The sequence below is a fragment of the Lactobacillus sp. A27 genome (assembly GCF_016742815.1).
GTDB classification, from domain to species: Bacteria; Bacillota; Bacilli; order Lactobacillales; family Lactobacillaceae; genus Lactobacillus; species Lactobacillus gallinarum.
The window spans coordinates 26,084-50,700 of record NZ_JAEHNT010000048.1; the positions used below are offsets into that span (position 1 = coordinate 26,084).

A 24,617-nucleotide genomic window follows, 5' to 3' on the forward strand; every position below is an offset into this window, starting at 1 on the left:
TATGGATGAAAAAGATTTAAAACTTAGTCCAGATGCTTTTGAACCTTTACCAAAAGGACAAGCTCAAGATAGTGAAAAAATTGCTGGGCCTGCACTTTCATTTAGTCAAAATGTTTGGATAAGATTCAAACAAAGAAAAGCAGCTGTAATCTCTGCAATCGTTATTATTTTTATGGTTATAGTTGCTTTTGGTTCAACGCCATTTATTAATAAATCTACATTGGTAAAATCACATCCGCAGTACGCTAATTTACCTGCTAAAGTTCCGGGATTGAGCGCTATTAATGGTCTTAACGGTAAAATTAAGCAAAATGGCCAATGGGTTGATGCCTATGCTCAAAATAATGTTCCTAAGGATAAGTATTTCATAGCAGGAACTGACTACTTAGGTCGTTCATTAGGTCAAAGAATTATTTATGGTACAAAAATTTCTTTAATTGTTGCTTTAGTAGCTGCTTTCTTTGATTTAACGATCGGGGTTATGTATGGAATAATTTCTGGTTGGAAAGGCGGAGGAGTCGATAACGTTATGCAACGGATTATCGAAATTATTTCTTCCGTTCCTAACTTAATTATTGTGGTTCTAATGTTGGTTGTTTTAAAACCAGGTATTACTTCAATTATTTTAGCAATTGCTATTTCAAGTTGGACGACAATGGCCCGGCAAATTCGTGCAGAAACATTGAGTTTGAAAAATGAAGAATATGTTTTGGCAGCACAGTCATTAGGTGAATCAGGTTGGAAAATTGCATGGAAGCATCTTGTTCCTAATTTATCAAGTTTAATCATTATTCAAACCATGTATACTATCCCAAGTGCAATCTTCTTTGAAGCATTCCTAAGTTTTATTGGTATTGGTATCACTGCACCGGAAACCTCACTTGGTGTGCTTCTGAATGAAGGCCAAAAGAACTTCCAATTCTTACCATATCAGATGTGGTATCCAGCAATTGTTTTATGTATCTTGATGATTGCATTTAACTTACTTGGTGATGGCTTGCGTGATGCATTTGACCCTAAAGGACAAAGATAGGAGGCAAAACTAAATGCCAAAGAAAATTTTGGATGTTAAAAATTTGAAAATTGATTTTCACACTTATGCAGGTGAAGTAAAGGCAATTCGTGATGTCTCCTTTCATTTGAATGAGGGAGAAACCTTGGCAATTGTTGGTGAATCAGGTTCAGGAAAATCTGTTACTACTCGTTCAATTATTGGACTTCTTGCTCGTAATGCTCAAATTATGGGTGGAGAAATAAATTTTCACGGTAAAAATTTATTGGATATTTCTGAAAAAGAATGGCAAAAAATTCGTGGTAATGAAATTGCCATGATTTTCCAAGATCCAATGACTTCACTGGATCCAACCATGAAGATTGGTCAACAAATTGCTGAACCTTTGATTAAGCATAAAGGCGTTTCAAAAAAAGAAGCTTGGGCTAAGGCTTTGGAAATGATGAAAGCTGTTGGTATTCCTAATGCCGAAGAGAGAATTAATGAATACCCTCATCAATTCTCTGGTGGTATGCGACAAAGAATTGTGATTGCAATTGCTTTAATTTGTGAGCCAGAAATTTTATTAGCAGATGAACCAACTACTGCGTTAGATGTAACAGTTCAAGCAGAAATTTTGGATTTAATGAAGAGTTTACAAAAAAGAGTTAAGACTTCAATTATCTTTATTACTCACGATTTGGGTGTTGTTGCTGGGATGGCTGATCGAGTGGCAGTAATGTATGCTGGTGAATTTATGGAATATGGTACAGTAGATGATATTTTCTATAATCCGCAACACCCATATACCTGGGGATTGATTAATTCAATGCCAACTTTAGAAAGCGATACTTTGGAATCAATTCCGGGTACACCCCCAGATTTACTTGATCCACCTAAGGGTGATCCGTTTGCACCAAGAAACAAGTATGCAATGAAAATTGATATTGAGCGTAAACCACCATTTTTCAAAGTATCAGATACACATTATGCGGCTACTTGGTTACTTGCACCAGGAGCACCTAAAGTAGAACCACCGGCTGAAATTCAAAGACGTTGGAAGAAATTTGAATTGATGCAAGAAGAAAATAAGGTACAAAACTAGCAACAGCGAGAGGAGATTTATATGTCAGAAAAAGAAAAGATTTTGCAAGTAAAGCATTTAAAGCAATACTTCAAAAATGGACGTACAATCACTAAAGCTGTAGATGATGTGAGTTTTGATATCCATAAAGGAGAAACCTTCGGTTTAGTAGGTGAATCAGGTTCAGGTAAAACTACGACTGGCCGTTCAATTTTACAGCTTTATCAACCAACTGCTGGTGAGGTTATCTTTGAGGGAAAAAACATTGAAAATCTGAAGAAACGTGAAGATAAATTGAAATTTCGGCGTGATGCACAGATGATTTTCCAAGATCCATATGCATCATTAAATCCTAGAATGACAGTAGAGGATATTATTGCGGAAGGTTTGGACATTCACCATTTAGTTAAATCAAAAGAAGAACGTCGTCAGAGAGTAGAAGAATTACTTGAAACGGTTGGCTTGAATAAGAATCATGCTAGTCGTTTCCCTCACGAATTTTCTGGTGGGCAGCGTCAAAGAATCGGAATTGCACGTGCATTGGCAGTAGAACCTAAATTTATCGTTGCAGATGAACCTATTTCGGCGTTAGATGTTTCGATTCAAGCGCAAGTTGTTAACTTGATGATAGAATTGCAGAAAAAGCATGGGCTAACTTACTTATTTATTGCGCATGACTTATCAATGGTTAAATTTATTTCTGACCGCATTGGTGTTATGCACTTTGGTAAGTTACTCGAAGTAGGACCAGCCGATGATGTTTATGATCGTCCGTTGCATGACTATACTAAGAGTTTGATTTCGGCAGTTCCAGTGCCTGATCCAGAAATTGAACGAAATCGTAAGCGTATAGACTATGATGTACAAAAAGAAGAGGGCGATGGTAAAGAACGTACCATGCATGAAATCCGTCCTGGACATTTTGTGCGTTGCAGTGATGATGAAGTTGCTCATTATCAAAATGTTGCTGCTAGCTATGAATAAGCAAATCCATCCTTGAAGGATGGATTTTTTGATATATTTCTTGAAATTTGGTAAGGGTGCTAGTAAAGTAGAGCTAATAATTTTTTGAATGAGAAAAGGAGAGTCATATGTCTAACTGGGATACCAAATTTGCCAAAAAAGGTTTAACTTTTGATGATGTTTTATTAATTCCGGCAGAAAGTCACGTTTTGCCAAATGAAGTTGATTTAAGCACTAAGCTTGCCGATAATATCAAATTAAATATTCCATTGATCAGTGCAGGAATGGATACTGTTACTGAAGGCGCAATGGCAATCGCTATGGCTCTTCAAGGTGGACTTGGTGTAGTACACAAGAACATGTCAATTCAAGCTCAAGCTGGCGAAGTAGCCAATGTGAAGAGCGTAGTCGTACCAAGCAATGCGACTAAGGCTGCAGTCGATGATCAAAATAGATTGCTTTGTGCCGCAGCTGTTGGTGTAACTAGTGATACTTTTGAAAGAGCAGAAGCACTTCTTGAAGCTGGTGCCGATGCAATCGTTATTGATACTGCTCATGGTCACTCAGCAGGTGTTTTGCGTAAGATTAAAGAATTCCGTGAACATTTTCCAAAGCAAACTTTAATTGCCGGTAATGTGGCAACTGGGGATGCCACTCGTGCATTGTTCGACGCTGGCGTTGACGTAGTTAAGGTAGGTATTGGACCTGGTTCAATTTGTACTACTAGAATCGTTGCCGGTGTTGGTGTACCACAAATTACTGCTATTTATGATGCTGCTTCAGCTGCACGTGAGTACCACAAGCCAATCATTGCCGATGGTGGTATTAAATATTCTGGGGATGTAGTTAAGGCTTTAGCAGCAGGTGGTAATGCCGTCATGCTCGGTAGTATGATTTCAGGAACAACTGAAGCACCTGGTGATATTTTTGAAGAAAATGGCAAGAAGTTTAAGCGTTACCGTGGTATGGGCTCTGTTGGTGCGATGGCTCAAGCTCATGGTTCAAGTGACCGTTACTTCCAAGGCGGCGTTAACGAAGCTAATAAATTGGTGCCGGAAGGTGTTGAAGCTCGTGTAGAGTACAAGGGCGACGTGAGTGATGTAGTCTTCCAAATTGATGGGGGACTTCGCTCTGGTATGGGTTACTGTGGTGCCGCAAATATTCCTGAGTTGATTGAAAAGGCACAATTTGTTCAAATCACTAATGCAGGTTTGCGTGAATCACATCCACATGATGTTCAAATGACTAAGGCTGCTCCAAATTATAAGTAGAAGAAAAAGGATTAAAAAAAGACTTAATCTAGACATTTGCTGCTAGATTAAGTCTTTTTCGTTTATCTTAAATAATTAAGCAAGTGAGTCCCATGCGGGAAGATCAGTGATTGGGCCTTCAGCAAGTTCCTTTTGCTTGTCAGTCAAATACTTCTTGTGAACAACAACTTCGTAAACGTAATCGTTGAACCATTCATTGTTCATTACATAGTAACCCTTAGCACCGGACTTGTCGCCCCATGAGTTTTCAACTTTCCATTGACGAACTTCACCATTGTCTTCATCAACACCAACTAAAGTCATGGCGTGAGAAACTTCGCCGACACCGGTCTTTAATCTGTCAGCCTTTGACATCTTAAGATCAACGCCGAATAAGTCGTCTAATTTGTAAAGGTTAGTGTCAAGGTAACCAGTCTTGCGGTCCATTTGACGAAGAACATCGTTACCAAACCAAACAGCTTCACCATCCTTTAATTGGGCAATTGAAGCAGCGGTCAAGTATTCCATTGGCACGTTCAAAAGCTTAATTCTGAGTGAACCAGAAACGTTGTCTTCTGCTGGTAAACCATAAAGCTTGCCATATTCGTGATCTGGAGCGTTAGTTAAAACAACGTAGTCATCAAAATCAACGTCGCCTAAGTACTTGTGTAAGAATTCAAGTGGAGTAAGGTCTTTTTCTAAGTGATACTTCTTATCGTCATCGCGATATTCAAGATCAAATTTCTTAGGTGGCTCACCAACAGCAATGGCAGTCATTTGGTAAACTTCACTTAAGAATTTTTCACGAGTCTTCTTGATTTCGTCATCTTTGCCTTCTTGCTTTAATTTTCTAAGAAATAAAGCATCCTTCTTAAGCTTGTCGCCTAATGCAGTCGCAAAGCCAGTAGTATCGTTAGTGTTGAAAGTTTCAGGCATAGCGTATGAAGGAACAACACCGTATTTTTCAACTAATGCAGCAGCCATTTGGAATTGACCACCATCTGCACCAGCAAAGTCTAAATCACTTTTAACTTGGCGAGAATCAAGTGGCATGTCAGCACTGTCCAAAATACGGTTGTAGAACATGTTGGCACGTTCAATCTTGTCCCAGAAGAAGTTGTAAGCTTGTGAGAAAGTAAAATCCTTTGCCTTGTATTTCTTGCCGAATTCATGACGTAAAACGTTTAATGTGGCAAATAACCAGCAACGACCTGAGTGCTTTTGGTTGGTAACATTATCAGTATCAAGTTCAGTTGAAAAAACGCGGGTTAATTCGCTTTGAACGCGGTCATTGTAAGAAGCTTCAAGTACACCGCTACGTTGAGCAGCACGAGCAACGACTTCGTTTTTAGGATTTTTATTAAAATCGGCAGAAAACTTTTCCAGTTCCTGCACAGTTAATTCATGAGCCATTAAAAAAATCTCCTTTTCTCATTTTTAATTTTTTCTTAAATTAAGTCTATTTTAAGCCAAAATAAAAGCGGGTTCAATCATGAACTCGCTTCAGAGAATTATATCCGTAACTTATTAGACCTCTTGCTTAATCTAATAAATTAATCAATATGGATAGAATTGCTATCATCACCAGCATTTTGCTTTGGCAAGATGATAGTCAATACACCATTATCATACTTTGCATGGATCTCACTTGCAACTATATTTGGTAATCTATAGCTTCTTGAAATGCGACCTTCGCTTCTTTCTTTATGAATAATGTTCTTATCCTTGTCACTTGTATCCTTAAATGATTTTCTGCTGCCAGCAACTGTTAAAAGACCATCTTTGTAGTTAACGTTGATGTCCTCTTTGTTCATACCAGGCATATCGATCTTAACGGTATAGTCTTTGTCTGTTTCGGCAACATCTGATTGCATGATGTTTTCAATTTCAGTGTCATCAAAGAAGTTTCTTGGAAAACCAAACCAGTCGTTCATTGCATCCATCATATCATTGCGACGATTCATCATATCGTTTGCCATATTGAAAACTTCCTTTCAATTTTTATTTGCTCTTTAATTCGTAAGGACTCGTTCTTTTTCCTTACACTGATTATTGTAGTCAGTTTCAAAATAAATTAAACTATTTAGCACTTGAAAGTATATAGTGCTAATTTATGAATAAAAACTTTAGTAAATCAACGTTTAACACTTGTGGATAACTTTTGTATAATTAAAAAGAAAAATGAATGAACGAATTGATAAGGTGTTAAATCATGGTATATTTTCAAAAAATGACGCCAGAAGGCTATAAACAAATTGAAGATGAAATTGCACGTTTAAAGAAAGATCGTCCTCGCAGAATAAAGATTTTACAAGCTGCGCGAGCTCTAGGCGATTTATCAGAAAATACTGAATATACAGAGGCTAAAAGGGACCTTGGACACTTGCAGAGTCGTCTGCGTTATTTAGGTAAGCAATTAAAGTACGCAGAAATTGTCGAAACTAAGGATGATGGCAAAGTAGATTTGGGTAAGACCGTAGTTCTTAAATTTGATGACGATGATGAAACAGAAGAATATAAGATTGTCGGACGGATGGAGGCGGATTTGGCCGATGGCAAAATCTCCTTTGATTCACCTTTAGGTCAAGCAATTATGAAGCAAGAGGCAGGTATCGTTGCCACAGTCGAAGCCCCAGCTGGAGAATATAAGGTGACTATTGTAGAAGTGAAGTAAGCGGACGCCCTATCTGTATTTAATAAACTGTATTTTTTTGGTATAATATTGATTTTGTAGGATACAATCCAGAGTAGGAGTGAAAATTTTGAATACGCCAGAATCGAGAGAGGGAAACGTTATCCGCTATGCAGTGTACCTGGTAGGGTATGTTATCGTCTTTGCAGTCGTTAAGCTAGTGACTAGGAAGACGCCATTGCATGTTTGGGATTTGATTTTGTTTTGCCTTGTTGCAGCAATGATTTTATTATTTTATGTTTATCGCTTTAATCGCGAACAACGTTTTTTTGCTCGAGATTTTAAATTACCATGGCTAGGCAGTTTTTCTACGGTAATGTTGCTTACTTTGGCAATCACGGCTACTCGAATTCTTATATCGTATTTACAAGCATATGAAAAGATTCCACATTATGACTTTCAATTGATTTATTTAAAAAATGAATCAGTTGACATGTTTTGGTTTTTGATCTTAGTACAAGGAATTATCTTACCAATTCTGCAAGAATTCCTTGCAACAGGATTTTTGTTTAATTATGCTTTTCGCAGAAGTACTACTCAAGTTGCAGTAACAGGAATTATTGTTTCAGGAATTATTTTTAGTTTGTTAAACTTTCAAAGTTCACTTTTGTTGGTTGTGATTGAGATTATCTATGGCGGGCTATTTGCCTGGAGTTATCTTTATACACAAACGCTCTGGATGCCGATTTATTTGGCTATCATTAGTGGCGTTTTAACCGTTATCATGGCGTAAAAAATAAACGGATGAGAAAAAATCTCATCCGTTTTTTTTGTACAAAAAAGCGGATAGCGTGAATCGAACCCGCATCTACAGCTTGGGAAGCTGTCGTTCTACCATTTAACTATACCCGCAATACTTCTTTATTCTATCATGCTTTTAATTAATAAACCAATTATTTTTGATGTGGCTCTTTTTGTATTTTTAGGTCAATATTGCTGCGATCAACCAAACTGGTAAAGTTTTGAAAAAGCCATCTACGCAGTTCGCCAGGATCAATGATTAGTGGCATGCGGTTATGAATGGGAGCTATGTCTTTATTAGGAGCGGTAGTAACCATAGAAAAATTATTTTGATCATAAATCCCTGCAATTAATGTGATGGGATTAGCCGTTTTAAAGCGGTAGCGTTCATGATATTTTTTGCCATTAGCTCCTTGGTATGTAGTTTTAGCATATTCAAAAAAATCGCTACTTAAAATTAAACAGCGTTGTCTAGCAAAAGAACGATCCCACATAGAAGGCTTATTTTCATAAAAACGCTCTATTCTGGCGTTAAACATCGGCTTTTTGGAATCTACTGGACTAGGATAGCCCCAGTTTTTATTGACGAGCTGCAATTTATTGTCTTGATAGAGCAAGACTGGCGCAGTTTGATTTGGAAAAATATCTTGTTGCTTTATTTCGATTTTTGGATCGGTTAATGGTAAAGCGAGGTCTTCAGTCAGATATTTTTTTATTTGCATTAAATCGGGTATCCGAAAGTGATTACACATGTCTTGTTTCCTTTCATTGGTGATAGTTTAATCATAGCTTAAATTTTGTTAAAATTAGGTCATTAACATAAGAAATAAAATAAAAAAGCAAAGAGTATAAAATAAAATTAGAAAAGAGTAGAAGTTATGGCAAAAGAAATTTTATTAACCGGTGATCGTCCAACTGGCAAACTTCACATTGGTCACTATATTGGCTCACTTAAAAATAGAGTAAAATTGCAAAATTCTGGCAAGTACGATCCTTATATCATGATTGCTGATACTCAAGCGTTGACAGATAATGCTCGTAACCCAGAAAAGATTCGTAACAGTTTAATTCAAGTAGCATTAGACTACTTAGCTGTAGGCATTGATCCAAGTAAATCAACAATTTATGTTCAATCACAAATTCCAGCTTTGTTTGAATTAACTTCTTACTACATGGACTTAGTAACTGTAGCACGTCTTGAAAGAAACCCAACTGTTAAGACTGAAATTAAGCAAAAGGATTTCAAAGATTCAATCCCAGTTGGCTTCTTAAATTACCCAGTTTCTCAAGCTGCAGATATTACTGCTTTTAAGGCTACTATCGTTCCTGTTGGAGATGACCAAGAACCAATGCTTGAACAAACTCGTGAGATTGTAAGAACCTTTAACCGTGTTTACAACACTGATATTTTGGTTGAACCAAAGGGCTACTTCCCACCAAAGGGTTCTGGTCGTCTTCCAGGTCTTGATGGTAATGCTAAGATGTCTAAATCACTTGGTAACTGCATTTATTTGTCAGATGATGCTAAGACCGTTCAAAAGAAAGTTATGTCAATGTACACCGATCCAAATCATATTCACGTTGAAGATCCAGGTAAGGTTGAAGGCAACACTGTCTTTACTTACCTTGATGTCTTTGATCCAGATAAGGATAAGGTAGCAGAACTTAAGGCAGAATACCAAAAAGGCGGGTTAGGCGATGTTAAAATTAAACGTTACTTAAACAAAGTACTTGAAGCAGAACTTGCACCTATTCGTGAACGCCGTGAAAAGTACGCTCAAGATGAAGATGCAATTTATGAAATGCTTTTAGAAGGTTCAAAGAAGGCAAATACAGTAGCTAATGAAACTTTAGAACAAGTTCGTGATGCTATTGGTTTGAACTACTTTAAGAATAGATAAGAATAAACAGAGGTAAGTTCATGCACGATCGAATTCCTTGGAAACAATATTTCATGATGCAGGCACTAGTGATAGCTCAGCGCTCCACCTGCAACAGAGCTCTAGTTGGTAGTGTTTTGGTTAAAGATAATCGTATTATTGGCACGGGGTATAATGGATCGGTATCCGGACAACCACATTGTGATGAGGTAGGTCATCAAATGGTAGATGGGCACTGTGTTCGAACTATTCATTCCGAAATGAACGCGATAATCCAATGTGCTAAATTTGGCGTATCAACTGATGATACGGAAATATATGTGACTCATTTCCCTTGTTATAATTGCTGCAAGTCTTTGCTTCAAGCCGGTGTAAAGAAAATCAATTATTACTTTGATTATCGTGATAATCCGTTAGCAATGCAGTTGCTTCATGATTGCGGGGTACTATATGAGCAAATTAAAATCGATCGGAAATATGTGGAAAGCTTGGCTCATAAACTTGAAGAAGATGAAAACTAGATTTATTTGGTTATTTGGCCTGTTAGCCGTCTTTATGACGATGACAGGATTTGTGCAACCTAATATTGAAGATCATGTCCATATTTTAGACAAAGAGACTAAGACTTTAATTAAAGAAAAGAATAATCGTTATTTGCAGACTAAAGAGCAACCGCAAATAGCAGTAATTACAGTAAAGAAACTCAAGAATTTAACACCAAAGGCGTTAAATCATTCTAAACGTACTGTTTTTATTGTGGTAGGTCAAAAAGAAAAGAAGCGCAATGTGCAAATCTTTTCAAGCAAAGACTTACATGGAGCTTTTACTGCTGATACGAGATCGAATATTCTTCGCGCTGAAGTAGATCGACTTCGCAGCCATAATAATGCTACTTTTAACAAAGGTTTGCGGTTTGTTTTTCGGGCCTGTGCAACTAAAGTAGATCAACAATATCAGTATGCTCTTGATAAATATGATTTATCGCAAAGTGAACAGGATAAAATTTCCCATCCCCATCGAGTAGCACTGCCGATTGCATTAGCTTTAGCATTCTTAATTATGGGAATAATATATATGCTTAGAAGATTCGGACATCATAGCTCCAATTTGCACAAATAGGCAACTTGACTTATTTGAATTAAGTCCTTAAACTTTTTGTAGACATAGTAAGTGAAACTGTTAGGTGAGACTCCTACGTGAACACACGCTATCGCCCAGAAACATCCAGAGATGCCAACGGGTTAAATAGGTGTCGTCGACTTAAGGCGAGATCCAGATAGCTAGCATGTGCTTACGTCACGTAGTGTTAAAACTGAACGACGAGTATGACAAAAGCCTTGTTTGGCGTGCAAGTCACCTGCAGAAATAGCAGGTGACTTTTTTGTTTGCTTGTCTATTGAATGAGAGGAATTGAAGAATGTTAAAATCAGCGAGCAAAAAACATTCAAATGTTGATATTCAACAAATTCAACGGATTGCACGTGAATCACGCAGCGAAACGCTAGCAAGATTGCAAGCAAGTGCCGAAGGCCTTTCAACTAAAAAAGCTGATGAAAATAGAAAAGAATATGGCAAAAATGAAATAAGAACTAACACTAACGCTTCTAAATGGAGATTGTTGGGTGAATCCTTGGCGACACCGTTTACTGTAGTGTTGATTATATTGACTTTACTTACTACATTTACTAGTTACATTGTTCCTCACGGTAATAGCGATATTGAAACTGTAATCGTGATGCTATTGATGCTTCTTATTTCGGTAGTGGCGAATTTTATTCAAAAAATACGGATCGCTAAGGTAACTGAAAAATTGCTGAATATGGTGTCAGTTACTACCAATATTCGTCGTGATGGTAAAAATATGGAGCTACCAACTGAGGATGTGGTAGTTGGGGACGTGATCAATCTATCGGCAGGTGATATGATTCCAGCTGATATGAAGCTGCTGACTAGCAAAGATTTATTCTGTTCTTCTAGTTATCTTGATGGTGATTCTGAACCAACTGAAAAAGTAGCTAATGTGACTCTAAAGCCGAGTATGTTAGCTGATTATCTCAATTATCCTAATATTTTATATGAGGGAACTACTATTGTTTCTGGTTCTGGCAGTGGCATTGTGTTCGCGGTAGGAAATAACACTGTTTTTGGTAAAGAGGTCCAGAAGATTTCACGCAAAAAAGTTAAGACGACTCTTTTTGATCGGGAAATGAAGCAACTTGCTAGAATCTTGATAATCGCTACAGCTATCTTATTGCCGCTATTATTCATAATTAATGGCGTAACCAAAGGCGATTGGGGAGAAAGCTTAATATTTGCTCTAGCTGCAGCAGTTAGCCTTACTCCTGAAGTTTTACCAATTATTGTTAATAGCAATCTGACTAAAGGCGCTCTTGAAATGTCTAAGCAAGGCGTAGTAGTTAAGCAGATGAATGCTATTCAAAATTTGGGTTCAACCGATGTTTTTTGTATCGATAAAACAGGTACTCTTACTCAAAATCAAGTGGTGCTAGAGCGACACTATGATTTAGAAATGGAAGAAACGCCGCGCATCTTGAAATTCTCATACTTAAATGCTTATTATCAAACCGGGATGAAGGATTTGATTGATAAAGCAGTAATCGATGCGGCTGGTGATGAATTAGATGTAAACGAGATCCAACGTGATTACAATAAAATAGATGAAATTCCTTTTGACTATAGCAGAAAAAGAATGAGCGTTGTGGTGGTTGATAACGATGAACACCATGGACAACACTTATTAGTAACTAAAGGCGCTGCGGAAGGGATGCTAGATATTTCTAACCAAGTTGAAGTAAATGGCAAAACCGAGAAATTGACTTACGCTTGGCGTGAAAGAATCTTAAACCAAATTAATGAATTAAATGATGACGGTTTGCGTGTTCTATTAGTTGGTTATAAATTGAATCCAGCTCCAGTAGGAGAATTTTCGGCTAAAGATGAAAATGATTTAACCATTATTGGCTATCTAGCATATCTTGATCCACCTAAGGAAAGTACTAAAGAGGCTTTGCAAGATCTAAAGAATGATAATGTAAATGTTAAGATCTTTACCGGCGATAATGAGGCAGTTACAAGAGCGATTGCTCTGCAAGTTGGTTTGAACGTGGATACGGTTTACGATGGTGAACAAATTGAAACAGCAACCACGGAAGAACTAGCAGAAATTGTTGAAAAGTGTAATATCTTTGTTCATTTAACTCCTGAATTGCGCGTTAAGATTATTCAAGCGTTAAAGAGAAATGGACATACAGTAGGCTACATGGGCGATGGCAATAAGGATGCTTTGGCAATGAAAGTTTCCGACGTCACTGTTACTTCTAATAATTCTGTCGATATTATTAAGGAGTCTGCTGATATTGTATTTGAACAAAAGGATCTCCAGTTGCTTGAGCAAATGATTATTACAGGGCGTAAAGTCTTTTCAAATACAATGAAATACATTAAGACGTTTTTGGTAACCAACTTTGGCAGTATTATTGCAATGGTCATTGCTTCACTTACTTTACCATTTTTACCGTTATTGCCTTTGCAGCTACTTATTTTAAACTTGATTTATAGTCTTAGCTGTTTAGTGATTCCATTTGATAGTGTATCTAGAAACTATGTGAAGAAACCGCAGAAATGGTCAATTAATAAATGGCCTAAGTTCGTACTTAACTTTGGACCGATTCCCGCAATAATCGATTTGATTACTATGGCATTAATGTTTTATGTGATCTGTCCGTACTTGGTAGGAACTGATTTTCATCATTGGGTATTTCAATCGCTGTTTTATTCAGGCTTATTTGTGGAATCCTTGTGGACAAGAGAAATGGTTATCCATGTTTTGCGCGATGAACGTTTCCCATTCATTAAGCAACGTGCCACTCCAGTTGTGATCTTGGTAACTTTTGGCTTGGCTCTTTGGGGCAGCGTCTTGCCATCTTCTAATGTGGCAGCTAGTTTGGGATTAACGCAATTGCCAATCAGCTTTATTTTGGTAGTTGTTGCATTAGAAATAATATATGTTTTATTAACTACGGCAATTAAGCAATTATATTTAAAAAAAGAAAAATTTTAGAGAAAAGGAATTGGTGTTTTAGCCCAATTCCTTTTTTTGCATGTTATTATAGAATAGATATTTTAGACGAATAAAGGAGTATGACTAATTAATGGCTGATAAAGATACTTTTTACATTACAACCCCAATTTACTATCCATCTGGTAGATTAACTATTGGTAATGCTTATACTACAATTGCCGCAGATACTATGGCTCGCTACAAACGTAGCCAAGGCTATGACACTTTCTTTTTAACTGGTACTGATGAACATGGCTTGAAGATTGAACAAAAGGCCGAAGCTCAAGGAATTAAGCCTCAAGAATTCGTTGATAAGATGGCTGCTTCATATAAGAAGTTATGGAAGAGTCTTGATATTTCTTACGATAAATTCATCAGAACTACTGACGAAGAACACGTTAAGGCTGTCCAAAAGATTTTTGAAAAACTTTTAAAGAAGGGCGACATTTACTTAGGCGAATACACTGGTTGGTACTCAGTTGAAGACGAAGAATACTTCACTGAATCACAACTTGCCGAAGTTTATAAGGATGACAACGGTAATGTGATTGGTGGTAAGGCTCCAAGTGGTCACGAAGTACGTTTGGTTAAGGAACCTTCATACTTCTTCAAGATGAGCAAGTACGCTGACAGATTGGTTGAATACTACAAGGAACATCCTGAATTTATTTTGCCTCATTCTCGTGAAAAGGAAATGCTTAATAACTTCATTAAGCCAGGCCTTGAAGATCTTTCAGTTACTCGTACCACTGTTAACTGGGGAATTCCTGTCCCAAGCGATCCCAAGCACGTAGTTTATGTTTGGATTGACGCACTTTCTAACTATATTACTGCTTTAGGTTATGGCTCAGACAATGACGAATTGTTTAAGAAATATTGGCCAGCAGATGTTCACTTGGTAGGTAAGGAAATTGTACGTTTCCACACTATCTATTGGCCAATTATGTTGATGGCACTTGATTTGCCACTTCCAAAGCACATTATTGGTCACGGCTGGGTATTGATGAAGAACGGTAAGATGTCTAAGTCTAAAGGTAATGCAGTTTACCCAGAATCACTTACTAGTCGTTATGGTGTTGATCCACTTCGTTACTACTTGATGCGTGCACTTCCATTTGGTGCAGATGGTATTTTCACTCCTGAAGACTTTATCGAAAGAATTAACTATGATTTAGCTAATGACCTTGGTAACTTGCTTAACCGTACAGTTTCAATGATTAATCAATACCAAGATGGTCAAGTTGCACCCGTTCCTGTTGCTCAAGACAAGTTTGGTAAGGATTTACAAGATACAGCTGCTAGTGTGATTGCAGACTACCGTCAACAAATGGATTCACTTCATTTCTCACAAGCTTTAGACAGCATCTGGAAGTTAGTAGCACGCGCTAACAAGTACATCGATGAAACTACTCCTTGGGTATTGAACAAGGAGGGCAAGAAAGATGAATTGTCTCATGTAATGAGTAATTTAGCTGAAAGCTTGCGTTTGATTGCCATTATGATTTATCCAGTAATGACTGAAACTGCACCAAAGATGTTTGAACAACTTGGCTTAAACTGGGATGATGAAGATCAAAAGAATTTAGCCTTTAATGATTTTGGTTGGAATACCAAGGTAATTGAAAAGCCAAAGCCAATCTTCCCAAGACTTAAAGCTGAAGAAGAAGTTAAGTACATCAAGGACGAAATGGCAAAGGCTAAGCCAAAGAAGACTACTAGAAGTGAACAAAAGAAGGGTAATGAAATTACCATTGATGATTTTGACAAGGTAAAGATCCAAGTTGGTCAAATCTTGTCAGTAGAACCAGTTAAGGGCTCAAATAAATTACTCATGTTCAAGCTTGACTTTGGCGATGGTAAAGAACGTCAAATTTTGAGTGGTATTCGCAAGTTTTACCCAGATGCAAGTGAACTTCTTGATAAGAAGGTTTTAGCTGTTACTAACTTGAAGCCACGTAAGATGTTGGGTCACCTTAGCGAAGGTATGCTTTTATCTAGTGAAAAAGATGGTCAAGTTAAATTAGCACTTGTTGGTGATGAACATCCAGTTGGAGCTGAATTAGGCTAATGGAAATTATTGATAACCATACGCACTTAAATGATGAGCCCTTTAGAGGGAAGGAACAGTACTATCTTGAACGTGCCAAAAGTTTGGGTGTAACCAAAGCTATTTGTGCGGGACAAGATCCTGACTTTAATGAACGAGCTGTTGATTTGGCAGAAAAGTTTGATAATGTCTATGCGATGGTGGGATATTGTCCTGATGTGGCCAAAGATTATGATCAAAAAGCCGAAGATAAGCTGATTGAACAATTGAAAATGCCTAAAGTTGTCGCAATGGGTGAGATCGGTCTTGATTACTATTGGGATGAATCGCCTAGGGATGTACAACGTGAGGTTTTTGCTCGTCAAATCGAAGTGGCACATGATTTAAAAATGCCGGTCGATATTCATACTAGGGATGCATTTCCTGATTGCTACGATATTTTGAAAAATAGCAATTTAGAATATGGTGCCATTTTGCATAGCTTTAATGGTGGGATTGACTGGTTAAACAAGTTTTTAGATTTAAACGTTTACTTCTCATATTCAGGTGTAGTTTCTTTCACCAAGGCTACGGAAGTTCATGAAAGTGCTAAAGCAGCTCCGCTTGATCGAATCCTAGTTGAAACCGATGCACCATATTTAACACCTAAGCCATATCGTGGTCGTCAAAATGAGACTGGCTATGTGCGTTATGTTGCAGAGGCAATTGCCAAGTTAAAAGATATTCCACTTGAAAAAGTTGCAGAAGCTACTTATAAAAATACAGTGAGAGTTTATGGTCTTAAATAAAAAGAATTTTGATGCGGTAGTTGTCGTTGAGGGAAAAGACGATACTATTCGTTTAAAACAATTTTTCCCAGGAATTGAGACGGTAGAAACTAATGGTTCTGCTGTTTCAGATAGTGTTTTAGCTCAGTTGAAACAGCTCAGTAAAAATAGACAGATTATTGTTTTTACAGATCCTGACTTTAACGGTGAGCGAATTCGCCGAATTGTAACTAATGCTGTGCCTAATGCTAAGCAGGCTTTTATTACACGTAAAGAAGGCGAACCCCATAAAAAGGGGAGTCTTGGAGTAGAGCATGCTTCAAAAGAAGCACTTGAAAAGGCATTAAGCGATTTACATGAAGTTAGTCCACAAGCAAGTGATTTAACTGAAAGCGAATATCGTAAATTAGGTTTAGCAGGCGGCGCAGGCTCTCGTAAGTTGCGGGAACAAGTTGGCATTAAGCTTAGAGTTGGATATGGTAATTCTAAGCAATTCTATAATCGTTTGCATACCTTTGGTGTTTCACTTGATGAGTTAAAAAATGCGGTAGAAGAGGCGAAAAATGACAAATAATATTCCAATTGGTTCTCCCGTTAGAACACAAGCAATTATTAACCGCTATTTTGTAAAAGCTAAGAAAAACTTGGGTCAAAACTTCTTAATCGACCAAAATGCAATTTTGGGTATTGTTGAAGCTGCAGATATTCATGCGGGTGATCAAGTAATTGAAATTGGTCCTGGTATTGGTTCTTTAACCGAGCAACTTCTACTGGCAGGTGCAAAAGTTTTTGCCTATGAAGTAGACGATAGTTTGCCAGATATTTTGCAAAATGAGCTGCCTAAAAAAATTGGTGATGCTCCTTTAGAAGATCGCTTTAAGTTAATGCTTAAAGATGTGCTTAAGGCTGATTTTAAAGAAGATCTTGCTGGCTTTTTTGACATGAACAAGCCAATCAAGGTAGTTGCTAATTTGCCATATTACATTACTACTCCAATTATTTTTGCTTTAGCTGAGTCAGATTTGCATTTTGCTAGTTTAACTTTAATGATGCAAAAAGAAGTGGCCGAAAGGCTAGAGGCTAAGCCGGGCAGTAAAGAATACGGTCCGTTAACTATTTCTGTTCAAACTGAAATGGATGTCAAAGTGGCATTAGAAGTTAACCATGAATCATTCATGCCGCGTCCTAAGGTCGATTCGAGTGTAGTTGTTTTAACTCCATTGAAGAATAAACCCGAAATTGAGAATCGCAAGCACTTTGTTTGGGTAGTCAAAATGTGCTTTTCACAACGTAGAAAGACACTGAATAACAATTTGAAAACGTTGATTCCAGACACTGAAAAGCGTGAAGCCTTAATTAAAAAGCTTGGTGTAGATCCACGAGTTAGACCTGAAAATTTAACAATTGAACAATTTATTGAAATAGCTAGAAATATTCCCACTAAGTAGTGTATAATATTGATTTTACTGTTAAAATGTGATAAAATGCCACCAAAGGAGTTGTTGTTTAGTGCCAACATCAATTATCACAATAAAGCATAAGTTGGATTCTCACTTAGGTGATACCTTAACAGTAGTAGCTCAAGCGGGTCGTAAGAAAGTTACTAAGAGACGGGGAATTCTAAGAGAAACATTCCCTGCAGTGTTTGTGGTCGATTTAGACCAACATCAAAATAATTTTAAACATGTTTCTTACAGTTACACTGATTTATTAACTAAGAATATTGCATTAAAGTTTGATGATGAGGCTGAGGAAGCTGAAGCTTAAACACAATTCAGAATTGTCACTAGCATTAAAAAATGTTAGTGCTTTTTTTTGCTCTTTAGAGTATATTTATTAAGTATAAAGCCAAACATTAGAAAGGAAATATCATGAAACGTTCAGAAAGATTGGTTGATATGACCAAGTATTTAATGGAGCGTCCCCATACTCTAATTGCGTTACCATTCTTTGCTAAGCGATACGGTGCAGCTAAATCCTCAATTTCAGAAGATTTAGCCATTTTGAAACACACACTAGCTAATAATCAAGATGGTATTTTGGAAACTGTAGCAGGAGCAGCTGGTGGGGTACGCTATATTCCATTTTTAGGTAAAAATCATGCGGAAGATTATTTATCTGATTTAGCATCAAGAATTGAAGACCCAAGTCGAATTTTAGCCGGCGGTTTTGTTTATTTATCAGATATATTGGGTGATACGCAAGATTTGCGTAGAATTGGTGAATTGGTTGCCACTCGCTACGCTTATGATGAGATAGATGCCGTAATGACGGTCGAAACTAAAGGAATCGCTTTAGCACAAGCTGTAGCTCGTTACTTGGATGTGCCATTTGTAACAGCTAGAAAACGTTCTAAGGTTACTGAAGGAGCAACGGTTTCTGTTAACTATATCTCATCTTCATTAGCCCGCGTTTCTAAAATGGAATTGCCAACTCGTGCTCTTAAAAAAGGTGCAAAAGTATTAATCGTGGACGACTTTATGAAAGGCGGCGGTACCTTAACTGGGATGGAAGAACTAGTTAAGGAATTTGAAGGCACGATTGCTGGTATTTGTGTTCTTTGTGAAGCTGATTTTGATAAAGAAAAATTAGTCAAAAACTACCTTTCATTAGTAAAAATTAGTAAAATCGATACGGCAAAGAAGCTCATCTTGGCAGAACCAGGAAACTTCTTAAATGAAACTGATTTTGATCGCTTTTAAATGCTATACTAGATCTAAGTTTTAATTATTAAGAGGTTAATTACTAATGGAAAAATATGTAGTTGTTCTTGCCGCAGGCAAGGGTACACGAATGAAGTCAAAGCTGTACAAGGTTTTACACAAAGTTTGTGGTAAAACCATGGTAGAGCACGTAGTTGATGCTGCTAGTGGAATTAATCCTACTGAGATCGTAACTGTAGTAGGTACTGGTGCAGGTGAAGTCGAGAAGGTATTAGCAGATAAATCTAAGTTTGCTTTCCAAGAAAAGCAATTGGGTACCGGTGATGCAGTAATGACTGCTAAAGAAGCCTTAGGTGATAAGGAAGGCGCTACTTTAGTAGTTACAGGTGATACCCCATTATTTACTACTGATACTTTTAATGAATTATTCAAATATCACGCAGAAAAGGGCAATGCCGCTACTGTTTTAACTGCAGAAGCTCCAAATCCATTTGGCTACGGCAGAATTATTCGTGATAATCAAGGCAATGTTTTACGAATTGTTGAACAAAAAGATGGTAATCCTGAAGAATTAAAAGTTAAGGAAATTAACACCGGTGTATTTTGCTTTGACAATCAAAAATTGTTTGAAGCTTTAAAGCATGTTGATAACGATAATGCTCAAGGTGAATACTACTTAACTGATGTGCTTGAAATCTTGCGCAACAATGGTGAACGCGTTGGTGCTTACAAGATGCCTGACTTTAGTGAAAGTCTTGGTGTAAATGATCGTGTTGCTTTAGCTCAAGCTACTAAGACCATGCAAAGAAGAATAAATGAAGCTCATATGCGTAACGGGGTTTCATTTGTTGATCCTGATACTGCTTATATTGATGCAGATGTAAAAATTGGTAACGATACTGTGATTGAAGGCAATGTAGTTATCAAGGGTAACACTGAAATTGGTAGCGATTGTTACATTACTAATGGATCAAGAATTATCGATTCTAAGATTGGTAATGGTGTAACTATTACTTCTTCAACTATCGAAGAAGCTGAAATGGATGACAACACTGATATCGGTCCTAACTCTCACCTTCGTCCTAAGGCAATTATTCGCAAGGGTGCTCATATTGGTAACTTTGTCGAAATTAAGAAGGCAGAAATTGGTGAAAACACTAAGGTGGGTCACTTAACTTATGTTGGGGATGCAACCTTGGGTAAAGATATTAACATTGGTTGTGGTACAATCTTCTCTAACTACGATGGTGTCAAGAAGCTCCATACTAATGTTGGTGATCATTCATTTATTGGTGCTGGCTCAACACTTATTGCTCCAATCAATGTTGCTGATCATGCCTTTATTGCTGCCGACTCAACTATTACTAAGGACGTAAACAAGTACGACATGGCGATTGCACGTGGACGTCAAGTTAACAAGCCAGATTACTGGCACAAGCTTCCTCTTTCCAAAGATAAAGATTGGGAATAATTAATAAATAAAGAAGTAACCCTGGTCATTTGAACTAGGGCGCTTTTTTGCTAAGAAAGTATTAAGGCTATAGTATTTATTTGCAAAATTATATAAGAGCCCTACAATAGATTTACAAAGATGTTTTTAATGAGGTAGGTATATATTTATGAAGTTAAGTCATAAGTTAATGATGGTATCAGCAGCTGTTTTGATGGGCGTTAGCCCAGTTGTAGGTATGGCAAATAGTGCTTCTGTTCAAGCTGCACCAATTGCACATGCTAAGGGTGTTCATAATACTTATGGTAAGAATAGTCGCGTTAAGATGACTAAGACCATGAAGTTTGTAGACCGCTATGGTAAGAAGACATCAAAGACTGCAACTAAGGGTGGTCACTACACTATTTGGAATGTAAAGAACATTAACGGTGAAGTTTACTACAGTATCCAAACTGACTTGAAGTACTGGATCCCAGCTGCTGCAACTGAAGGTACAGTAACTTACAAGTCTGGTAAGACTACTTATACTCTTAAGTCTAACGGCAAAAAAGTTGTAACTTCTACTTCAACTGCAAAATCAACTAAGAAAGCAGCTAAAAAGACTACTAAAAAGGTAGTTAAGAAAGCAACAAAGAAGACTGTTAAAAAGTCAGAATCTAAGAAAGACAGCAAGAAGACTACAACCAAAAAGTCCTCAGCTAAGAAAACGGCTAAAAAGACTACTTCAAAGAAGTCTAGCAAAATTAAGGTAGTTAAGATTTCAATGAAGAAGAAAGCTTATGTTTATGACAACAATGGCAAGCGTGTTAAGAACTATTTAGGCACTAGTTACATTGGTAAAGATGTAACTGTAAAGGGCTTAGGTACTAAGACTATTAAGGGCACTAAATACTACGCTTTAAAGCCAAATCATTATTACGTTAAGGCTTCAGATGTTACTGTTAAGTAACAATGTGGAGTAAAAGATATCTTTTCCTTAAGAAAGGGTATCTTTTTTGTTTCTAAAATTGGCAAAATTTAGATTTGGATTTACAATATATAAATGAATTAGAATTTTAGTTTTAGATATGAGGTAAATTATCGATGAAATTAAGTCATAAGTTAATTATGGTATCAGCAGCTGCATTAATGAGTGTTAGTCCACTTTTAAATACTACACAAAACGTAAATGCTGCGACAGCTTCAACTAAGAAGACTACTACAAAGAAGACTTCAAGCAAGAAAACAACTACAAAGAAGTCTGCTTCTACTAAAAAGACCACTTCAACAAAGAAGTCAACTTCAAAGAAGACTACTAAAAAAGCTGCTTCATCAAAGACAACTACTTCAAAAAAGACTACGTCTAATACTATTAAGTTAACTCACAACGCTTATGTATATGACAAGAACGGTAAGCGTCTTAAGACTTACATGGGTAGCGCTAAATACACTACTATTGCTAAAGGTGTAACTGTAAATTCAAATGGTACTAAGACTATTAAGGGCGTTCTTTACTACAGCCTTGGTGGTGGTGCATACATTAAGGCCGCTAACGTAGATGGTAAAGTTGCAACTAGTTCATCAACTAAAAAGACATCATCAAAGAATACTTCTTCAAATAAGCCTTCTACTGATGAATCAGAAGATAGTACCAGCACTAAGTTAATTCACAATGCTTATGTATACGACGTAAATGGTAAGCGTATCAAGAAGTATGAAGGTAAGTCAAAGCTTACTAAGGGTACAGAAATTGATACTTACGGTACTGTGAATATTAAGGGTAAGAAGTATTACCAACTTGATAAAGAAGGTACTGCTTTCGTTAAGGCTGGTAATGTTGATAGACCAACTACCATTACTTTAAAGAAGAATGCCTACATTTATAACAGTGAAGGTAAGACCAAGAAGAAGCTTGTTAAGAAGGGCAAGACCGTTAAAACCACAGAAGCTAAATACATTGGTACCAAGCTTTACTACAAGATTGGCGATGATCAATTTGTTAAGGCTGCTAATGTAGGCAAGGTTAAGGGCGAAGAACTTGATCCAATTAATGAACCAGATGGTGCAGCAACTGTTGAAGTTCCAGATACTGAAGATGTAAATTCAACTAAGGTAATTACTAAGGGCGTTGTTTCACTTTACGATATTAAAGGTCAAAAATACGCTAATAGAATATTCGATGCTGGTGTAAGTCAACAAGTTTCTGAATTAAGATACATTGCAACTTCAGTAAACTCAACCCCACAATTGTTCTACAAGTTAGCTAGTGGTAGAGGTTACTTAAAGGCTGATGAAGTAACTGTTGATGGTAAGATTTTGAATGCTGTTAACACTCAAGAACAAGCTAAGGCTGATGTTACTGTAGCTACTACTGCTGATAAGGCTAAGTTGACTCAAAGCATCAATGAAGCTGCTAGTGTTAAGGCTTCAGAGATTTACAAGCTTTCAAGCTCAACTGCTAAGGCTGCATACGACAAGGCTATTACAGATGGTGCTATAGTAAATAACAATGCTAGTGCAACTATCGGTCAAGTTAACGAAGCAGAAAGTGCTATTACTAGTGCTAAGGCTAAGCTTAACGGTGCTAAGATTGCTGTAGCTAACCTTAACAGCTTGACTCCAGATGAAGTAACTGCAATTGTTAGAGCAGTTGCAAATGCTAATAACGTTCCAGAAAGCGCAATTCAATTCTCAAATAACAACACTACTTTATCAATCGTAACTAACGGTTATACACAATCATTAAACATTAATGACTACGCTGTTCAAAACTCAGCTATTAATCGTTAATTAAGAGAAAAATAAAATAAGACGTAGCGTCAAAAGACGCTATGTCTTATTTTTTTAGGATATTTTCGTTGTACTAGAAAGTACAAGTATATTCTAACTTTTTTAGTGAGGAATAGTTAGTGCTTTTACCGCTTTTTTACTGTTAAAACAAAAAATCTTGTTATAATTAAGGAGTACATGGTTCTTTTTGGAACAACTTTTGCTAAAATAGAGCTGGTTAATTATTTTTACGGAGGAAATTATGTCCTATAAAGACGATATGATGATTTTTGCCCTCAACTCAAACGTGCCATTAGCACAAAAGATTGCTGATCGTGTGGGCGTACCACTTTCAAAGTCAAGTGTTGAACGTTTTAGTGATGGCGAGATTCAAATTAATATTGATGAAACTGTACGTGGTAAAGACGTATACCTCATTCAATCCACCAGTGATCCAGTAAATGACAATTTAATGGAACTTTTGATTATGATTGATGCTGTACGTCGTGCCAGTGCTCGTACAATTAACATTGTGATGCCTTACTATGGTTACGCTCGTCAAGACCGTAAGACTCGTGCACGTGAACCAATTACTGCTAAGCTTGTTGCTGATATGCTTCAAACTGCAGGTGCAAATCGTATTTTGTCACTTGATTTACATGCTCCACAAATTCAAGGTTTCTTTGATATTCCAGTTGATAACTTAATGGGTGCTCCACTTCTTGCTGATTACTTCTTACGTAACAACCTAGAAGAAGGCGCAGTTGTTGTTTCACCTGATCACGGTGGTGTTAACCGTGCTAGAAAGCTTGCTGAATTCTTAGGTTGTCCTATCGCAATCGTTGATAAGCGTCGTCCTAAGGCTAATGTCGCCGAAGTTATGAATATTATTGGTGATGTTAAGGGTAAGCGTGCAATTATCATTGATGACATGATTGATACTGCTGGTACTATTACTTTAGCAGCTCAAGCATTAATTGATGCAGGTGCTACTGAAGTTTATGCTAGTGCAACTCATGCTGTTCTTTCTGGTCCAGCTATCAAGAGATTAAATGCTTCACCAATTAAGAACTTAGTTCTTACTGATTCAATTAATCAACCAGCTGAAAAGAAGCTCGACAAGATGCTTTTAGTATCAGTGGGTCCACTTATGGGGGATGCTATCAAGTGCATTCAAGAACATAAGGCACTTAGCCCATTGTTTAATACTAGATATGAAGCAGACAAGAATGAATAATTAAAGATTTAAAAAGGACGACT

At 37.1% G+C, this 24,617-nt stretch carries 23 protein-coding genes, 1 tRNA gene and 1 riboswitch; of the genes, 20 read left to right on the forward strand and 4 right to left on the reverse strand.

Translation table 11 applies throughout. The features are described from left to right. Nucleotide 1: 1 nt before the first annotated feature. The 4 genes from JEM49_RS06885 (at nucleotide 2) to guaB (ending at nucleotide 4,309) form a co-directional block, all read left to right on the forward strand. On the forward strand, nucleotides 2–1,033 hold the full coding sequence (locus tag JEM49_RS06885) for an ABC transporter permease (RefSeq protein WP_087235722.1): 1,032 nt from the start codon (nucleotides 2–4) through the stop codon (nucleotides 1,031–1,033). Between the two features lie 13 nt (nucleotides 1,034–1,046). Then, nucleotides 1,047–2,096 (forward strand): ABC transporter ATP-binding protein, encoded by a 1,050-nt coding sequence (locus tag JEM49_RS06890; RefSeq protein ID WP_087235723.1) that lies wholly within the window; start codon nucleotides 1,047–1,049, stop codon nucleotides 2,094–2,096. Nucleotides 2,097–2,117: 21 nt separating this feature from the next. Further along, a complete protein-coding gene (locus JEM49_RS06895) occupies nucleotides 2,118–3,059 on the forward strand; it encodes an ABC transporter ATP-binding protein (protein WP_087176549.1) in 942 nt (313 codons plus the stop codon). A 107-nt stretch (nucleotides 3,060–3,166) separates the two neighbouring features. Then, on the forward strand, nucleotides 3,167–4,309 hold the full coding sequence (gene guaB / locus JEM49_RS06900; protein WP_201874347.1) for an IMP dehydrogenase: 1,143 nt from the start codon (nucleotides 3,167–3,169) through the stop codon (nucleotides 4,307–4,309). Nucleotides 4,310–4,384: 75 nt separating this feature from the next. On the opposite strand, the gene JEM49_RS06905 is transcribed toward guaB, so the two are convergent. Together JEM49_RS06905 and JEM49_RS06910 are read right to left on the reverse strand one after the other, a co-directional pair. Further along, nucleotides 4,385–5,701 carry a C1 family peptidase gene (locus JEM49_RS06905; RefSeq protein WP_201874348.1) on the reverse strand — a complete coding sequence of 439 codons (1,317 nt, stop codon included), beginning with the start codon at nucleotides 5,699–5,701 and terminating at the stop codon, nucleotides 4,385–4,387. A 140-nt stretch (nucleotides 5,702–5,841) separates the two neighbouring features. Continuing rightward, nucleotides 5,842–6,267, reverse strand: coding sequence for an Hsp20/alpha crystallin family protein (locus JEM49_RS06910; RefSeq protein ID WP_025005709.1), 426 nt, complete (start codon nucleotides 6,265–6,267; stop codon nucleotides 5,842–5,844). A 233-nt stretch (nucleotides 6,268–6,500) separates the two neighbouring features. Here JEM49_RS06910 and greA point away from each other — a divergent pair, with 233 nt between their 5' ends. Further along, nucleotides 6,501–6,962, forward strand: coding sequence for a transcription elongation factor GreA (greA, locus tag JEM49_RS06915; protein WP_025005710.1), 462 nt, complete (start codon nucleotides 6,501–6,503; stop codon nucleotides 6,960–6,962). Between the two features lie 88 nt (nucleotides 6,963–7,050). Beyond that, nucleotides 7,051–7,713 carry a CPBP family intramembrane glutamic endopeptidase gene (locus JEM49_RS06920; RefSeq protein WP_087176553.1) on the forward strand — a complete coding sequence of 221 codons (663 nt, stop codon included), beginning with the start codon at nucleotides 7,051–7,053 and terminating at the stop codon, nucleotides 7,711–7,713. 48 nt (nucleotides 7,714–7,761) lie between these two features. Here the strand turns inward: JEM49_RS06920 and JEM49_RS06925 are convergent. Both JEM49_RS06925 and JEM49_RS06930 read right to left on the reverse strand, forming a co-directional pair. Then, a tRNA-Gly gene (locus tag JEM49_RS06925) sits at nucleotides 7,762–7,832 on the reverse strand. 41 nt (nucleotides 7,833–7,873) lie between these two features. Beyond that, nucleotides 7,874–8,473, reverse strand: a complete 600-nt coding sequence (locus JEM49_RS06930; protein WP_201874350.1) for an SOS response-associated peptidase family protein — start codon at nucleotides 8,471–8,473, stop codon at nucleotides 7,874–7,876. Nucleotides 8,474–8,599: 126 nt separating this feature from the next. Between JEM49_RS06930 and trpS the strand changes: the two genes are divergently transcribed. From trpS to JEM49_RS07000, 14 genes are all read left to right on the forward strand, one after another. Next, nucleotides 8,600–9,622 (forward strand): tryptophan--tRNA ligase, encoded by a 1,023-nt coding sequence (gene trpS, locus JEM49_RS06935; protein ID WP_003625567.1) that lies wholly within the window; start codon nucleotides 8,600–8,602, stop codon nucleotides 9,620–9,622. A gap of 20 nt (nucleotides 9,623–9,642) precedes the next feature. Next, nucleotides 9,643–10,122, forward strand: a complete 480-nt coding sequence (locus JEM49_RS06940) for a deoxycytidylate deaminase (RefSeq protein ID WP_087176555.1) — start codon at nucleotides 9,643–9,645, stop codon at nucleotides 10,120–10,122. Continuing rightward, nucleotides 10,112–10,720 carry a TPM domain-containing protein gene (locus tag JEM49_RS06945; RefSeq protein WP_201779645.1) on the forward strand — a complete coding sequence of 203 codons (609 nt, stop codon included), beginning with the start codon at nucleotides 10,112–10,114 and terminating at the stop codon, nucleotides 10,718–10,720. The genes JEM49_RS06940 and JEM49_RS06945 overlap by 11 nt, the downstream gene beginning before the upstream one ends. Before the next feature lie 49 nt (nucleotides 10,721–10,769). Beyond that, a riboswitch (M-box (ykoK) riboswitch) is annotated at nucleotides 10,770–10,933 on the forward strand. A gap of 85 nt (nucleotides 10,934–11,018) precedes the next feature. Continuing rightward, the gene (gene mgtA, locus JEM49_RS06950) at nucleotides 11,019–13,682 is read left to right on the forward strand and encodes a magnesium-translocating P-type ATPase (protein ID WP_201874353.1); all 2,664 of its coding nucleotides are present in this window, start codon (nucleotides 11,019–11,021) and stop codon (nucleotides 13,680–13,682) included. 91 nt (nucleotides 13,683–13,773) lie between these two features. Next, nucleotides 13,774–15,750: a methionine--tRNA ligase gene (gene metG, locus JEM49_RS06955; protein ID WP_087176558.1), complete on the forward strand. Its 1,977-nt coding sequence runs from the start codon at nucleotides 13,774–13,776 to the stop codon at nucleotides 15,748–15,750. Continuing rightward, the gene (locus tag JEM49_RS06960; RefSeq protein ID WP_201874354.1) at nucleotides 15,750–16,517 is read left to right on the forward strand and encodes a TatD family hydrolase; all 768 of its coding nucleotides are present in this window, start codon (nucleotides 15,750–15,752) and stop codon (nucleotides 16,515–16,517) included. The genes metG and JEM49_RS06960 overlap by 1 nt, the downstream gene beginning before the upstream one ends. Continuing rightward, nucleotides 16,504–17,070, forward strand: coding sequence for a ribonuclease M5 (gene rnmV, locus JEM49_RS06965; RefSeq protein ID WP_025005717.1), 567 nt, complete (start codon nucleotides 16,504–16,506; stop codon nucleotides 17,068–17,070). Before JEM49_RS06960 ends, rnmV begins: the two co-directional genes overlap by 14 nt. Beyond that, nucleotides 17,060–17,944, forward strand: a complete 885-nt coding sequence (gene rsmA / locus JEM49_RS06970; protein WP_025005718.1) for a 16S rRNA (adenine(1518)-N(6)/adenine(1519)-N(6))-dimethyltransferase RsmA — start codon at nucleotides 17,060–17,062, stop codon at nucleotides 17,942–17,944. The genes rnmV and rsmA overlap by 11 nt, the downstream gene beginning before the upstream one ends. Nucleotides 17,945–18,005: 61 nt before the next feature. Then, entirely contained in the window at nucleotides 18,006–18,263 is a 258-nt protein-coding gene (locus JEM49_RS06975) for a Veg family protein (RefSeq protein WP_003625575.1), read from the forward strand. Between the two features lie 104 nt (nucleotides 18,264–18,367). Continuing rightward, entirely contained in the window at nucleotides 18,368–19,198 is an 831-nt protein-coding gene (purR, locus tag JEM49_RS06980; protein ID WP_025005719.1) for a pur operon repressor, read from the forward strand. Between the two features lie 46 nt (nucleotides 19,199–19,244). Then, nucleotides 19,245–20,630: a bifunctional UDP-N-acetylglucosamine diphosphorylase/glucosamine-1-phosphate N-acetyltransferase GlmU gene (glmU, locus tag JEM49_RS06985; RefSeq protein ID WP_025005720.1), complete on the forward strand. Its 1,386-nt coding sequence runs from the start codon at nucleotides 19,245–19,247 to the stop codon at nucleotides 20,628–20,630. Between the two features lie 148 nt (nucleotides 20,631–20,778). Next, on the forward strand, nucleotides 20,779–21,558 hold the full coding sequence (locus tag JEM49_RS06990) for an SLAP domain-containing protein (protein WP_201874356.1): 780 nt from the start codon (nucleotides 20,779–20,781) through the stop codon (nucleotides 21,556–21,558). Nucleotides 21,559–21,692: 134 nt separating this feature from the next. Beyond that, on the forward strand, nucleotides 21,693–23,378 hold the full coding sequence (locus JEM49_RS06995; RefSeq protein WP_201874358.1) for an SLAP domain-containing protein: 1,686 nt from the start codon (nucleotides 21,693–21,695) through the stop codon (nucleotides 23,376–23,378). A gap of 241 nt (nucleotides 23,379–23,619) precedes the next feature. After that, complete coding sequence (locus JEM49_RS07000; protein WP_025005722.1) at nucleotides 23,620–24,594, forward strand: ribose-phosphate diphosphokinase; 975 nt, start codon at nucleotides 23,620–23,622, stop codon at nucleotides 24,592–24,594. Nucleotides 24,595–24,617 lie beyond the last annotated feature (23 nt).